General features: G+C 41.5%; 11 protein-coding genes and 1 pseudogene. All 12 read left to right on the top strand.

Annotated features, from left to right (window positions below):
- The coding region (locus HMPREF2780_RS08350; RefSeq protein WP_158672306.1) for an LPXTG cell wall anchor domain-containing protein at nt 1–545 on the top strand (545 nt) is incomplete at its 5' end.
- A gap of 381 nt (nt 546–926) precedes the next feature.
- Nucleotides 927–2,933: pseudogene (locus HMPREF2780_RS08345) on the top strand (SP_1767 family glycosyltransferase); the annotation flags it as partial.
- A gap of 16 nt (nt 2,934–2,949) precedes the next feature.
- Nucleotides 2,950–3,954 (top strand): sugar transferase, encoded by a 1,005-nt coding sequence (locus HMPREF2780_RS08340; RefSeq protein WP_045634950.1) that lies wholly within the window; start codon nt 2,950–2,952, stop codon nt 3,952–3,954.
- Between the two features lie 31 nt (nt 3,955–3,985).
- Nucleotides 3,986–5,209 carry an accessory Sec system protein translocase subunit SecY2 gene (secY2, locus tag HMPREF2780_RS08335; protein ID WP_105026488.1) on the top strand — a complete coding sequence of 408 codons (1,224 nt, stop codon included), beginning with the start codon at nt 3,986–3,988 and terminating at the stop codon, nt 5,207–5,209.
- 8 nt (nt 5,210–5,217) lie between these two features.
- On the top strand, nt 5,218–6,798 hold the full coding sequence (gene asp1, locus HMPREF2780_RS08330) for an accessory Sec system protein Asp1 (RefSeq protein ID WP_105026487.1): 1,581 nt from the start codon (nt 5,218–5,220) through the stop codon (nt 6,796–6,798).
- On the top strand, nt 6,788–8,317 hold the full coding sequence (gene asp2 / locus HMPREF2780_RS08325) for an accessory Sec system protein Asp2 (protein ID WP_105026486.1): 1,530 nt from the start codon (nt 6,788–6,790) through the stop codon (nt 8,315–8,317). The genes asp1 and asp2 overlap by 11 nt, the downstream gene beginning before the upstream one ends.
- Entirely contained in the window at nt 8,314–8,793 is a 480-nt protein-coding gene (asp3, locus tag HMPREF2780_RS08320) for an accessory Sec system protein Asp3 (protein WP_045634946.1), read from the top strand. Before asp2 ends, asp3 begins: the two co-directional genes overlap by 4 nt.
- A complete protein-coding gene (gene secA2, locus HMPREF2780_RS08315) occupies nt 8,786–11,167 on the top strand; it encodes an accessory Sec system translocase SecA2 (protein WP_105026485.1) in 2,382 nt (793 codons plus the stop codon). Before asp3 ends, secA2 begins: the two co-directional genes overlap by 8 nt.
- 12 nt (nt 11,168–11,179) lie before the next feature.
- Nucleotides 11,180–12,700, top strand: coding sequence for an accessory Sec system glycosyltransferase GtfA (gene gtfA, locus HMPREF2780_RS08310; RefSeq protein ID WP_048774708.1), 1,521 nt, complete (start codon nt 11,180–11,182; stop codon nt 12,698–12,700).
- Nucleotides 12,684–14,036, top strand: a complete 1,353-nt coding sequence (gtfB, locus tag HMPREF2780_RS08305; protein ID WP_105026484.1) for an accessory Sec system glycosylation chaperone GtfB — start codon at nt 12,684–12,686, stop codon at nt 14,034–14,036. Before gtfA ends, gtfB begins: the two co-directional genes overlap by 17 nt.
- A complete protein-coding gene (asp4, locus tag HMPREF2780_RS08300; RefSeq protein WP_002897858.1) occupies nt 14,029–14,211 on the top strand; it encodes an accessory Sec system protein Asp4 in 183 nt (60 codons plus the stop codon). The genes gtfB and asp4 overlap by 8 nt, the downstream gene beginning before the upstream one ends.
- A 1-nt stretch (nt 14,212) precedes the next feature.
- Nucleotides 14,213–14,434, top strand: a complete 222-nt coding sequence (gene asp5 / locus HMPREF2780_RS08295) for an accessory Sec system protein Asp5 (RefSeq protein WP_045773909.1) — start codon at nt 14,213–14,215, stop codon at nt 14,432–14,434.
- Nucleotides 14,435–14,497 lie beyond the last annotated feature (63 nt).

The following is a 14,497-nucleotide window of genomic DNA, read 5'->3' as shown; positions in this document are numbered from 1 at the left end:
CAGTAAGTGCGAGCGAATCGGCCTCCACGAGTGCTTCAGTAAGTGCGAGTGAGTCCGCGTCAACGAGCGCTTCGGTAAGTGCGAGCGAATCCGCATCCACGAGTGCGTCTGTAAGTGCGAGTGAGTCCGCCTCAACGAGTGCATCTGTTTCTGCAAGCGAATCAGCATCGACGAGTGCGTCTGTATCTGCTAGTGAGTCTGTATCGACGAATGCATCAGTAAGTGTTAGCGAATCAATGTCTGTTAGTGAGTCACTATCATTGAGTATTAGTACATCTGTGCTACACAGCCAGCTAAATGATATATATGAAAGCGAATTGTATTCACTAAGTCTTTCTGAAAGTTTGTCTGCTTCACAATCGCTTAGCCAGAGCCTGTCTGAGAGTCAATCTTCTTCAGCAAGTCAATCAATGCATGATAGGATTTCTAAAGGACAACTTCCTCGAACAGGTGAATCTGAAAACAAAGCATCCATTTTGGCTTTAGGGTTAGGAGCTTTGGGATTGGCGTTTAAGAAAAGGAAGAAAAATGAGTCAGAGGATTAAACATTAATTAAAGCAGGAAGTTTTTGAACTTCCTGTTTTGATTTTGTTATCAAAATCCTTGATATTCTAGCTTTTTCTAGCAATATTTTATATAATATCTAGTATAGCTTGATGTATTTGTACTTGATGTATTCAACTAAAAATTGGATAAGTAATTATCAAGAAAATCGCAAGTAATTATGGACATAAAAATATAGTAAAATCTAGATTTAAAAACTCTTTCTATTTTTGCTAAAAAACTCTATGATTTCTTGATTTTACAGTTGTGAAAGAGTTACAAATAATTTTCGAGATTCAGATTTAATTAGGGTGTAATCGTATAGGGAGTAAGTTTGCTAAGTGGATAAGTTAGAGAATAAAAGTATGGCTAACTATGATGAATACCGAGCAGTTGTTATTTGTGCCAGCTTTTCTGATTGTAATCAAGTTTTAACCACCATTAAGTCCATCGTCTGCCACAATCGCTTTATAAAGTTTTATGTCATCAACAATGATTTTCCAACAGAGTGGTTTGTCAGCATGCAAAAAAAGCTGGCCAAGCTGGACTGCCCGATCGTCAATGCTCGGGTGGATGCTTCGCTGGTGTCAAATTTTAAAACGGATATTAGTTATACAGTTTTCCTGCGCTATTTTGTAGCGGATTTTGTTGAGGAAGAACAAGCTCTTTATTTGGACTGCGATATTGTAGTAACACGTGATTTATCGGAAATTTTTGCAGTTGATTTAGGCTCCCATCCGCTTGGAGCGGTAAGAGATCTGGGTGGAGAAGTATATTTTGGCGAGCAGATTTTTAATTCAGGTGTTTTACTAATTAATGTGAACTACTGGAGAGAAAACGATATTGCAGGTCAATTGATTGAGATGACTGATAACTTACATGATAAAGTTACTCAGGATGACCAAAGTATTCTCAATATGTTCTTTGAAAATCGCTGGCTGGAGCTGCCTTTTCCTTATAACTGCATTACGCTGCACACGACCTTTTCGGACTATGAGCCAGAAAAAGGGCTCTATCCGCCTGTAATTCACTATCTGACCGAACGCAAGCCTTGGAAAGAGTACACCCAGTCTATCTATCGTGAGGTCTGGTGGTTCTATCAGGGACTGGATTGGTCGGATATACAGGAGCCAGTTGGAGCCCTGACTCAAAAGATGGTGGAGGGGGAAGATGACTCTAGTCTGTCCTGCCTAGTCTACACCTACTCTTGTGATCTGTTGCATATCAACTATTTGATTCAAGCCCTGCCTGCCTGTCATTTCTACATTGCGGCTCCAGTAGTGGTGGCAGAGCCAATCACGCGTCTGCTCCAGTATCCTAATGTCAGCGTCAGTTCAGATATTGCGGGCATTCCGGCTCTCTTGGAGTCGCTGGAAGCCAAGTCTCAGCTGCTGCTGGATATCAATGCCGGCGATGAGGTGGGTGGTATCATTGCTCGCTTTAAGTCTGCTGGTAAGCCAGTCTTTGCCTTTGACAGCACAGCCCATGGCCAGCAGGGGCAGGAAGTCTTTCCAGCTGATAATCCTGAAATCATGGTTCAGGCTATTGAGAAGCTAGGCATGGCCGAGCCTGAGGAGCGGCAGATTTCTGTACTCTCTATCGACCAGTCGCTGGATTATCTCTTGGAGAAAGGTGCTTCAGTGGTTCGTTTTGGAGATGGGGAGATGGATTTGATTGCAGGTCGTGGTATACCTTATCAGGAGTACGACCCTGAGCTGTCAGCGCGTTTGAGAGAGATGATGGCTATGGAAAGCAATGAGCGTTTGATGATTTGTCTGTCTGATGTATTTACAGGGCTAGAGCGCTATTCCATTGATGCCCAGAATTTTTGGAAAGCTCATCTGCAGCACCATTTGGCAGATTATCTAGAAATTTGCCGGGCACCTTGGTATGGGTCGACTTTTATTTCCCGTCCTTATATCGACTTGGAAGATAAAACACCGTCTGCGGGCTATTTTGCAAAGCTCAAGCAGCTATGGCAGGACAAGGACCTCTTGATCGTAGAGGGCTTGACTTCCCGGTCTGGTGTGGGCAATGACCTCTTTGATGGAGCTAGGTCCATCAAGCGGATTATCTGTCCTTCGCGCAATGCCTACAGCAAGCTGGAGGCCATCAAGCAGGCTGTTCGAGAGCATGCCGATAATCGTCTGATTTTGACTATGCTAGGTCCGACGGCTAAGGTCTTGGTCTATGATCTGGTGCAGGAAGGTTATCGGGCGCTGGATATTGGGCATATTGACTCAGAGTATGAGTGGTTCCAGATGGGAGCTAGTCACAAGATCAAGCTATCGCACAAGCATACAGCTGAGCACAATTTCGATCAGGATATTGAGTATAGAGACGACCAAGCTTATGACAGTCAGATTGTTGCCAATCTGGCTCAGGAATGAAGATTAGAAAAAGAATATGAAAGTTAATATTACCAATCTATACGGTATGTCTGGCCAGAGTACGGCCTTGATTGCCCAGAATGATGTGACCAAGCTAGCCAAGCAACTGGGCTTCAATGAACTGAGTTTTTATTTTTACGATATTTACAGCGACAGCCAGTCGGAGCTCAGTCGGCGTCTGGACGGTATCATGGCTAGTGTTGGCTATGGCGATGTGGTTATCTATCAGTCGCCCACTTGGAATGGTCGGGAGTTTGACCAGGCCTTTATCAGCAAGCTCAAGATTTTGCAGGCCAAGCTGATTACTTTTATCCATGATGTGCCACCACTTATGTTCCCGTCAAACTACTATCTGATGCCGGAGTATATCGATATGTACAATCAGTCAGATGCGGTCATCGTTCCTTCTGAGCAGATGCGGGACAAGCTTCTGGCAGAGGGGCTGACTGTGAACAAGATTTTGATCCAGCGCATGTGGGATCATCCCTATGATCTGCCTCTGCATCAGCCTCAGTTTGCGCCTAAGCTCTATTTCGCAGGAAGTGTGGAGCGTTTTCCACATCTGATCAATTGGTCTTATGCTACGCCACTAGAGATTTTTTCGCCTGAGGAAGAGTCAAATCCAGAGGCCAATGTCAGCTATTGTGGCTGGGTTAGCAGGCCAGAGCTGCTCTTGGAGCTGTCCAAGGGCGGTCTAGGCCTTGTATGGGGTGTTGAGGATAATCCAGCAGACGAGCCGGAATACTATGGTCTCAATATCTCTCATAAGTCTGCCACCTATCTGGCAGCTGGGATTCCGGTCATCGTCCCTTCTTACCTGTCCAATGCAGAGCTGATTCGCGAGCGTGGTCTGGGCTTTGTCGTAGACAGTTTGGAAGAGGCCAGTCGGATCGTTGAAAATCTGACTGTCGAGGAGTATCAGGATATGGTCGAGCGGGTTAGAAAGTTCTCTTTCTTGCTTAAGGAAGGCTATTTCAGTAAAAAAGTATTAATTGATGCGGTGATGGAAGTCTTGTCCTAAAATTCTCAAGCCATCATCATAAGGAGTCAGAGTGAAGTCATTTTTTAAACCGCTTATTCTCAAAAAGTTTCTTTGGACCTTACTTTTCGTATTTATCTATGTTTTGGGAAGTAAGTTGACTCTTCCATTTGTTGATGTCTCGAGTATAGCTAAACTAAATGGAGATTCAGTAACACTAAATTATGCAGCTGCTTTGATGGGTGGAAATTTAAGGAGTATGTCTTTTTTTTCGATTGGACTGGCCCCTTGGATGTCGTCTATCCTCATCTGGCAAATGTTCACTGTTTCGAAACGATTGGGACTTAATAAACTTTCTATGGAGAGTCAAGAAAAGAGAAGGATGTTGTTGACTCTAGCTATTGCTCTGATTCAATCCTTAGGTTTAGTTCTTAATTTGCCTTTGAAGACAGTGGCAGGAGTTGGACAAGGAACGATTGTCTTCCTGGATACCTTGATCTTAATAGCGGGAACATATTTTCTTATTTGGCTGACTGACCTTAATTCATCAATGGGGCTTGGAGGTTCCATTATGATTGTCATGGTCAGTATGATCTCCTATATTCCGCAGGACATATGGCTTTCGATCCAAGAACTCAAAATTTCTCCTCTTATTTTAGCTGTAGTAGGGCTTTTGAGTCTTTGTTTTCTATATCTTGCTGTTCTAGTTGAAAGAGCCAAGTATAGAATACCTATCAATAAGATAAATATCCATAATCGTTTTAAAAAATATTCCTACCTAGATATTCGAGTGAATGCTGCTGGGGGTCTTCCTATTATGTATGCCATGACTTTGGTCAGTATTCCCCAGTATTTCCTCATGCTCCTTCTGTTTTTTCAACCAAATAATAGGCTGGTGAAAGAATGGATTCTAAGGTTAGCGATGGGTGGAATACCTTGGTTGATTCTCTATCTGCTGACTATTTTTATTCTGGCTTGGGCTTTTGCTTTTATTAATGTTAACAGTGATCAAATTGCAGAGCGGATGCAAAGGAGTGGGGAATATATAGAAAATTTGTATCCTGGTGAAGCAACCCGTCGTTATATTCACAAAATCGTAGGTTATTTTGCCTTTGTCGGAGCGCTTTACCTAGTTTTGGTGGCTGGTCTTCCAATGCTTCTGATCCTCTTGGATATTCGCTATATGAGGCTTGGTATGATTCCTGGTATGTTTATGATTTTTATTGGCATGGTCTTTTCTATTAAGGATGAGGTAGATACTTTAACACTTAATGACCGTTATCATTCATTATTCTAGGAGGAACTATGTATTATTTTATTCCTTCATGGAGTGGAAGTGGAAAGAGGGTTTGGCATCGAGATATTATTCCCTGGTACCGCTCTATGCAGAGACTTGAGTTTGATGACACTATTCATCAGATTCGGATTTTTCAAAGTGAGGATCTGCCAGTCAAACTCCTCTTACAAGCCTATATGCCACATGCTCGTTATTTTTTACATCGCCAAGATATCTTTGAGACGGAATACTATTCAGTTTTTGATGAGATCCAGGCTGTAGAATCTAATTATATGCAGGTTTTACAAATCAAAGATCTTGAATGGGAAGATGATTGTGAATTTATTTATACTCCATTTTTGATTATCGTACGCAGGCAAGGACAGCTTTATGCTCATGTCGAGTTTGGAGTAGAAGGCTTTATCAGTTTTATTAAATTTTTCAAGGATGACCAGCTTGAAAAGCTTAAAATTTTTGATGATAGAGGCTTTATCTCCAGTATTGTCTACTATGAAGATGGTCAGGAAGTATACCGGGACTATTTAAATCTAAATGGTGTTTGGCGTATTCGAGAATACCTAAAGACTGAGAGTAGTCATGTAGTAGTCAATCCAGTCTTTTCTCAAGACTTTGATAAGCTGGAGTATGAATGCATGCCAGATTTGATTCTTGAGAAGCTGGGATATTATATTTCTCATAATGTTGAAGAAGACAGCCGATTTGTAGTCGCTGCACAACCTTTTGCTAATCAAGGAGTGCTAGATCTGTTACCTCAACATTCTCATAGTATTCTCAGTTTTTTTCACGAACGTAATCAAGCAAGCAATATAGAGAATTTTAAAGCTGATTTGGAGTACGTGGACTTGGTATTGACAGATCGAATGGATTTCAAAGAGACTCTTCAGAATCATTTTCCTCTTCAGGCAGAGAAGATTCATTACTTGTCTCCATTTGATACACGTTTGCAGCTAGGAAAGAGTCAACAACGTCATGAGTCAAAGATTTTTTATCAAATTGATCTTAGTGAGCTTTTGAATGACTATGCTATTTTTAAGGTTCTGTTTTATGTAGCCCAGCATCCAGACACGGAACTGGTTATCGGTGTATACAATGCATGGCAAGAGGGTATTAAACAGGTGGAGAATAAAGTAGAGGAACTCATTTCTGATTACTTGGATTTAAAAGATTTTATAAAAAAATCTTTTAAAAATAACCAAGCAGAAAACCCTTTGCCAGAAAACCAAGAGTTGGAATACCGATTTAGGATTAGGAACATTACAGATGAGCTTAGCCTGATTCAAGAGTTGGATGATACTCGTCTTATTATTGATTTAAGCCAGCAACCTAATCTTTATACACAAATTGCCGGTATCTCAGCTGGTATTCCACAGATCAATCTGGTTGCTTCTGACTATGTGACTCATTTACAAAATGGCTATATTCTTGACTCTATCTCTCAACTTGCAGTTGCTGCAGATTATTATTTGCAGGGGCTAAAAAATTGGAATCAGGCCTTGATTTATTCAATCGAAAAGATCAAACTGAATACTGGACATCAAGTGATTAAGCGGTGGGAGAAGTGGCTCAAGGAGGCTATAGATGAAAAATAAGCTGAAGATCTTACAGATTGGTTCCATCGATTGGAGCAAGGAAGTGGTAATCCCGGATAATATGGATTGGTACTATTTCTTTCCTCACTCTCAGCTGGCTATCAAAAAAGTTATGGAAATGGAGAAAATCAACCATTTCAGTGCCATTATTGTAGATGATTTAGACTTGATTCCAGATTTATTTTTGATTGAATCAAGTATTATTCCTTATACTATTTTTTTCAGTAAAAAGCAGCAAGCCATACAAGAGCCGATCGCCTTTTTCCTTAAACGATATTGCGCTCAACAGGTAGATCTAAGTGATAGACCAAATTTACTGAGAAAACTTTCTAAGGCACTTTTTCGTGGCCAATATGGAGATAAGATGACACCTCTTGATATGGTCGTTAGTCCAGGTTTTAAGGGCAGGATTTGTCACAATGGCTATGAAAATTTGGAATTGGAAGGAAATTTTGGATCAGACTTTAGGCCAATTGTGTCTTGGAAGTATAATATTGTAGCAAGCAAGAAAAATCCTGTAGAAATTTGGCTTGAATACGAAAAAGACTTTAGCTGCGAACTTCGCTTAAGAATATATAATATTCAGGAAGGTTCGGCTGGTGATCTTGTTAGAGAATCAGTTTTTTCGGAAACTGATATGCAGGAAGCCATTGTTTTAGATAATGATTTCACTTCCTTTTTAGGAATCACTTTAGAAGCCAGAGGCTTTGGTACTTTAAAAATTGGTGCCTTCCACCAACGTTTGACTCGCTATGAATTTGGTAAGTTTGTTTTGGGAGGTGAAATTTTAAAGGATATCCATCGGCAGGAAATCAATTATTTCTTTTATCCTGGAGATTTTAAGCCACCTTTGGTTGTTTATTTTTCTGGCTATCGTAGAGCAGAAGGCTTCGAAGGATTTGGTATGATGAGAGGTCTAGGTTGCCCTTTTCTTTTGATTTCTGATCAGCGATTAGATGGTGGTGTCTTTTATCTAGGTAGCGATGAATTAGAAGAAGGTATTAGACGCATAATCCAAGAACATATGGAATTACTAGGTTTTTCTGAACGAGAATTAATCCTATCCGGTATATCCATGGGAACCTATGGCGCCGCTTATTACGGGGCAGATTTTAGCCCTAGAGCAATTATTTTATGTAAACCACTTGCTAATCTTGGAACGATTGCTAAACGAGGCCGTCTTCAGTTACCAGAAGTTTTTCCGATGGCTCTTGATATACTTCATCATCATACAGGAGGAAAAGACCTAGAAAATGTTATGGAGCTAGATAATCGTTATTGGGAAAAAATTAAAAGGGCGGATTTAAGCCACACTATTTTTGGCCTGGCCTACATGAAGGAAGAAGACTATGATCCAACAGCTTACGAAGATTTAGTACAATACCTCTATCCAACTGAAACCCAGTTAATGAGCAATGGGATTTCAGGTCGCCATAATGACGATTCTACTATGGTGATCAATTGGTTTATGAATTATCATCGCATCATACTGGAAAAAGAATTTGGAAGAAAGAAATGAAGATTCAAAAACATAAGGAAATTTACTGGGGAGAATTGAGAGGTGCGTCTATCTCAAAAACTAGAAAAGATTTCACCTACTTGTATGGTTCAACCATCATATTTCATTCTCCTGACCAGGTCTATTTTGAAAACAAATTAATGGCTTCTGGTCAAACGATTCATGAATGGTCCTCCAGTTGGAACTATCAAGGAGATAGACAGATTCCTTCCCTTCCTTTGCTAAAAAGGGGAAGATCTTATTCTTTGACTAGAGATATGACTTCCTACCCTTCCGAAAGTGTTTTTTTAAAACTTATTTTTTTCGATCGTTATAATAGAGAGGTTAGCAATCATGTAGAGCGTTCGAATAAAATGACTTTTACTTACCCTAAAGAAGCTTACAGCTATAAAGTACAGCTTCTTAGTGCGGGTGTTGAGTCTTTTGAGTTTCGTTACTTAAGAATTGAAGAAATTTTAGAGGAGTCAAATGGTTAAAAATTTTTTTCATATTCGGCGCTTAAAGAAAATTCTAGCTAAAATTAAGAGTTTTGAAAAAGAGATGTCAAGTCTGTCAGATTTAGACCTACAGAAAAAAACTGTCGAATTCAAGAAGAGATTAGCTGATGGGGAAAATTTGGATCAACTTTTGCCAGAAGCCTATGCTGTTGTTCGAGAAGCGGATAAAAGGATTTTAGGATTGTTCCCTTACGATGTCCAAGTCATGGGAGCAATTGTCCTCCACGAGGGAAATATTGCTGAAATGGCGACAGGTGAAGGTAAAACTTTGACAGCGACTATGCCACTTTATCTAAATGCCTTGTCTGGTCAAGGAGCTATGTTGGTCACTCCTAATTCCTATCTGGCTTTGCGAGATGCGGAAGAAATGGGACCTGTCTACCGTTTTTTAGGCCTGACAATTGAGACAGCCGTGAGAGCGGATGAATCCAAGCCTTTGGAGACCAAGGAGAAACGTAGGATCTACCAGGCAGATATCCTATATACAACCAATAGCGCTTTAGGATTTGACTACTTGATTGAAAATTTAGCCGAGAATAAAAAGAATCAATTTCTAAGAGAATTTAACTACGTCATCATAGATGAGATTGACTCTATTCTTTTAGACAGTGCGCAAACTCCTTTGATTATATCTGGCGCTCCGCGTGTCCAGTCAAATTTCTATGACATGATGGACACTTTAGTCCAAACTCTCTATGAAGATGAGGATTATTGCTATGATGATGAGAAGAATGAAGTTTGGCTGACCCAGAAAGGAATTCGAGCAGCAGAGTCTTTCTTAGGATTAAACCATCTCTTTTCCAAAGAAAATCAGGAATTGGTTCGACATCTCAATCTAGCCTTGAGAGCTCATATGGTTTATAAAAAAGACCAAGACTATGTGGTACGACAAAGTGAAAATGAAGCAGAAGTAGTGCTTTTAGACCGTGCAACCGGTCGCCTTATGGAATTAACTCGTCTTCAAGGAGGGCAGCATCAGGCGATCGAAGCCAAGGAACATGTTAAACTAACTCAGGAAACACGTGCCATGGCCTCCATAACTTATCAGAATCTTTTTAAACTCTTTCGAAAACTCTCGGGTATGACTGGGACTGGAAAAGTTGTAGAAAGTGAATTTCTAGAAACTTATTCTATGTCTGTCGTTAAGATTCCAACAAATTGCCCTGTCATTCGAAGAGATTATCCTGATCAGATTTACCAAACCTTGCCTGAAAAAGTATTTGCTTCACTGGATGAAGTAAAGCATTATCATGCAAAAGGAAATCCTCTTTTGATATTCACTGGTTCTGTTGAGATGTCTGAAATCTATTCTTCTCTCTTACTGAGAGAAGGAATTGCTCACAACTTGCTAAATGCTAACAATGCGGCTCGAGAAGCACAGATGATTGCTGAATCTGGCCAGCTTGGTGCGGTGACTGTAGCTACATCCATGGCTGGTCGAGGAACAGATATTAAATTAGGTCCAGGAGTAGCTGATCTAGGTGGCTTGGTTGTTATTGGAACTGAAAGAATGGAAAACCATAGAATTGACCTACAAATTCGTGGCCGTTCAGGCAGGCAAGGTGATCCGGGGATCAGTAAGTTTTTCATTTCATTGGAAGATGATTTACTTAAGAAATGGGGTCCAGATTGGATAAAAAATTTTTATAGGGATTATTCTTCAGAAGATTTTGAGAACAACCCTATCTTGCTTAAGCAAAGACGTTTTAAAAGACTTGTTTCAAAAGCACAAAAAGCCAGTGAAAGCAATGCTAAATTATCACGACGCCTGACTTTGGAGTATGCACAAAGTATGAAGATTCAGCGAGAACTGACCTATGCGGAGCGTAATCGCTTACTTGAAGATACAAATGAGATGGAAGAGGAAATCAATCGAGTTCTTGAGTATGTCATTCAACAAGTTGCCTATGAACAAATCTTTGAAAATAGGGCAGATTTTTATCGATTTATTCTGCACCATTTTAGCAATCGAGCCGAAAGAATTCCCCAGGAGTTTGATATTCACTCACCAAAAGAAGTCTCTCATCTTCTTCAAGCCATTGCTGAGCAGGAATTATTGGCAAAGAAAAGCTATCTTAAGTCGGACAAGCTTTATAGTCAATTCCAGAGTTTAGCTATTCTTAAGGCGATTGATGAAAACTGGGTTGAACAAGTAGACTATTTGCAACAGTTAAAAAGTGCTTTGAGTGGATTTCATACTTCTAATAAAAACCCTATAGTTGAGTATTACCAAGAGGCTTATGATGGTTTTGAATACATGAAAGAACGTATGAAACACCAAATTGTTAAGAATCTTTTAATGAGTGAATTGGCACTCAACCCCAAAGGAGAGGTCGTAATGTACTTCCCATAGGATGAGGAAAATATGACAGTATATAACATCAACTTAGGCATCGGCTGGGCAAGTAGTGGTGTAGAATATGCCCAAGCTTATCGAGCTCAGATTTTAAGAAGAATACAGCAGCCGGCTAAGTTTATCTTTATGGATATGATTTTAGCGGATAATATTCAGCATTTGACGGAAAATATTGGTTTTCTGGATGAGGAGATTATCTGGCTTTATAACTATTTTACTGATATCAAGATTGCACCGACGACTGTGACGCTAGATCAGGTACTGGCTCAAGTTGCAGGTCAGCCAGAGCGCTCAGAGAAAGAGGGCAAGATTGTCCGTTATTTCTATCCGCAGGATGATCAGTTTATCACTTGCTATCTGAGACAGGAAGACCAGGACTTTGTGGAGCATGTGGAGTATGTCTCGCGGGGGAGATTGATTCGCAAGGATTATTTCTCCTATGTCCGCTATGCAAGTGAATACTTCGCGCCCCATAATGACGCCGCAACCCTCTACCAGCGCCGTTTCTACCATGAAGACAGCAGTGTGGCTTATGACATGCTGATAGAGGATGGTCAGGAAAAGCTCTATCGCTTTCCAGATCGGATTTTCTATTCCAAGGCTGAGCTGGTTCGTTATTTTCTCCAGTGTTTGCAGTTGCAGGCAGATGACGTGGTTATCTTGGATAGGGAGACAGGGATTGGTCAGGTTGTCTTTGAGGAGAGCCAGAAGGCTAAGCTGGGAGTAGTGGTCCATGCGGAGCATTTTAGTGAAAATGCCAGCAGCGACGACTACATTCTCTGGAACAATTTCTATGACTACCAGTTTACCAATGCAGACAAGGTAGACTTTTTCATCGTGGCAACAGAAGCTCAGAAAAGGATTCTAGAACAGCAGTTCCAGCATTACTCTGACAAGCAGCCCAAGATTGTTACCATACCGGTGGGGAGTCTTGACCAGTTGACTTATCCCAAAGAGCCTCGCAAACCTTTTTCTATGATTACGGCTTCGCGTCTTGCTACAGAAAAGCATATTGATTGGCTAGTGGCAGCGACTGTCCAAGCCCATGTCCAGCTGCCTGAGCTGACTCTTGACATTTACGGTAAGGGGGGCGAAGAGGAGAAGCTGCGCCGCAGGATTGAGGAAGCAGGAGCTCAGGACTATATTCGGCTCAAAGGGCATGCAGATTTGAGTCAGATTTATTCAGGCTATGAGCTTTATCTGACAGCTTCAACCAGCGAAGGCTTTGGTTTGACTCTGATGGAAGCAGTTGGATCAGGTCTGCCCCTTATTGGATTTGATGTCCGCTATGGCAATCAGACTTTTATCGATGATGATAAAAATGGTTATCTGCTGCCGGTCAGTTACAATCAGGTCGAGGACCAGATTATTGCTGCTTTTGTGGAGAAAATAGTAGCTCTCTTTAGCCAAGGACGCCAGCAGGAGATGAGCCAACACTCTTATCAAGTGGCCGAGAATTATTTGACCAGCCGGGTTGAAGCGGCTTGGTCCCAGCTTTTAAAGGAGGTCAGAGATGATTCAGCTCTTTGATTATTACAATCAGGAAACTCAGGATCTGCATGATTCCCTCCTTGCAGCTGGCTATGCCTGTCCGACCATTGTCATTGAGGCCAATGGCTTTCTGCCAGATGACATGATCTCCCCCTATTCTTACTTTCTGGGGGATGAAGAGGGAGTAGATCACCCGCTCTTTTTCAATCAAGTGCCAGTGCCCCCTTTCTGGGAAATCACAGGCGACCATCAGGCGGCGCGTGTCAGTGACATGGGAGAAGAAAGAGCACGGATACACTATGCCAGTCTGGCCAAGGGTCGCTTGGTCAAACAGGTGGATTGGCTGGATAAAAAAGGCCAGCTCCGACTGAGTGAGCGCTATAATAAGCAAGGCCGTTGCTTTGCCAAAACAGCCTATAAATCAGGTCAGGAGGCTTTCAACACAACCTACTACAGCACAGATGGTCAGGAGCGTATCGTGGAAAATCATGCCACTGGTGACATCATCCTGACCCTGGACCAAGAGCCCTTGAGGATTTTTAAAAGCCGAGTGGATTTTATCCGTTTCTTTTTAGAGCGGCTAGACTTTGACTTGAATCACATTCTCTTTAATTCGCTGGCTCATTCTTTCCTAGTTTCCCACAGCTTGACAGGCCGAGCTGGGCAGGATATTCTATTTTGGCAGGAGCCTCTGTATGATGAGCTTCCGGGCAATATGCAGCTGATTCTGGACAATAGTCAGCTGCGGACGCAGACCATTGTCATTCCAGACTTGGCGACTTATGAAAAGGCCATGAGTCTGGCTGCAGCTGACCAGCAGCAGAAGTTCCTGCATCTGGGCTATCATTATGACTTCAAGCGGGACAACTACCTACGAAAAGATGCTTTAATCCTGACCCATTCGGATCAGATTGAGGGCTTAGACACCTTGGTTCAGTCCTTGCCGCAGCTAGTCTTTCGTATTGCAGCCCTTACGGAAATGTCGCCTAAGCTCTTGTCTATGCTGTCCTATAAGAATGTTGTCCTTTATCAAAATGCCAGTCTCAAGCAGATTGAGCAGCTCTACTTGGAATCGGACATTTATCTGGATATTAATCACGGCGGTCAGGTCCTGCAGGCAGTGCGCAAGGCTTTTGAGAATAATCTCTTGATCCTAGGTTTTGAGCAGACCCTGCATGACAGACACTACATTGCCCGAGAGCATATTTTTGACAGCAGCCAGCCTGGTCAGCTGGCGTCAACTCTGGAAGAAGCCTTATCTGGTGTTGAGCAGATGCGGTCAGCCTTGCAAGCTCAAGGTCGACATGCCAACGATGTGCCAGTCAGTCTTTATCAGGAGACTCTCCAAAGCTTATTAGGAGGTCAGCATGGCTAAAAAAGATTTATTTCATAAGGATATTGAGGGGCGGTTAGATGAGCTCAAGCATGGCAAGCCCAAGAAAGAGAAGGCCAGCTTGGGTGAAAATCTCAACAAGGCCTTTGTCATCGCCTTGGGCTTGATGATCTTGATTGGCTTGATTTTTACATTGATTGGAGCCTTGAGGAAATAAAATGCAAAAATTATTACTTATTCTGACTATCTTACTTGCTCTTATTTTAATTACATTGGTTATTTCTTTGCCTAGAGAAAACCAACAGTTTTTCAGCGAAACTCGTTCAACAATTGGTAAGTCAGGTTATTGGGAGACAAATTTTTTTAAAAAAGTTATTCTTTTGATTGTTAGTATTCTTCTCTTTTTAACCCTCATTTTCTATATGATTCAAACAGCCTAACTTTTTAGATCAAAAAGAGACCCTTAGACTGTACTGACCCCAAAAAGTTAGACAATTAATTTA

Origin of the sequence: Streptococcus sp. HMSC062B01, assembly GCF_001811085.1 — a bacterium.
Taxonomy (GTDB): Bacteria; Bacillota; Bacilli; order Lactobacillales; family Streptococcaceae; genus Streptococcus; species Streptococcus gordonii.
This window is presented reverse-complemented; position numbering and strand designations above follow the sequence as displayed.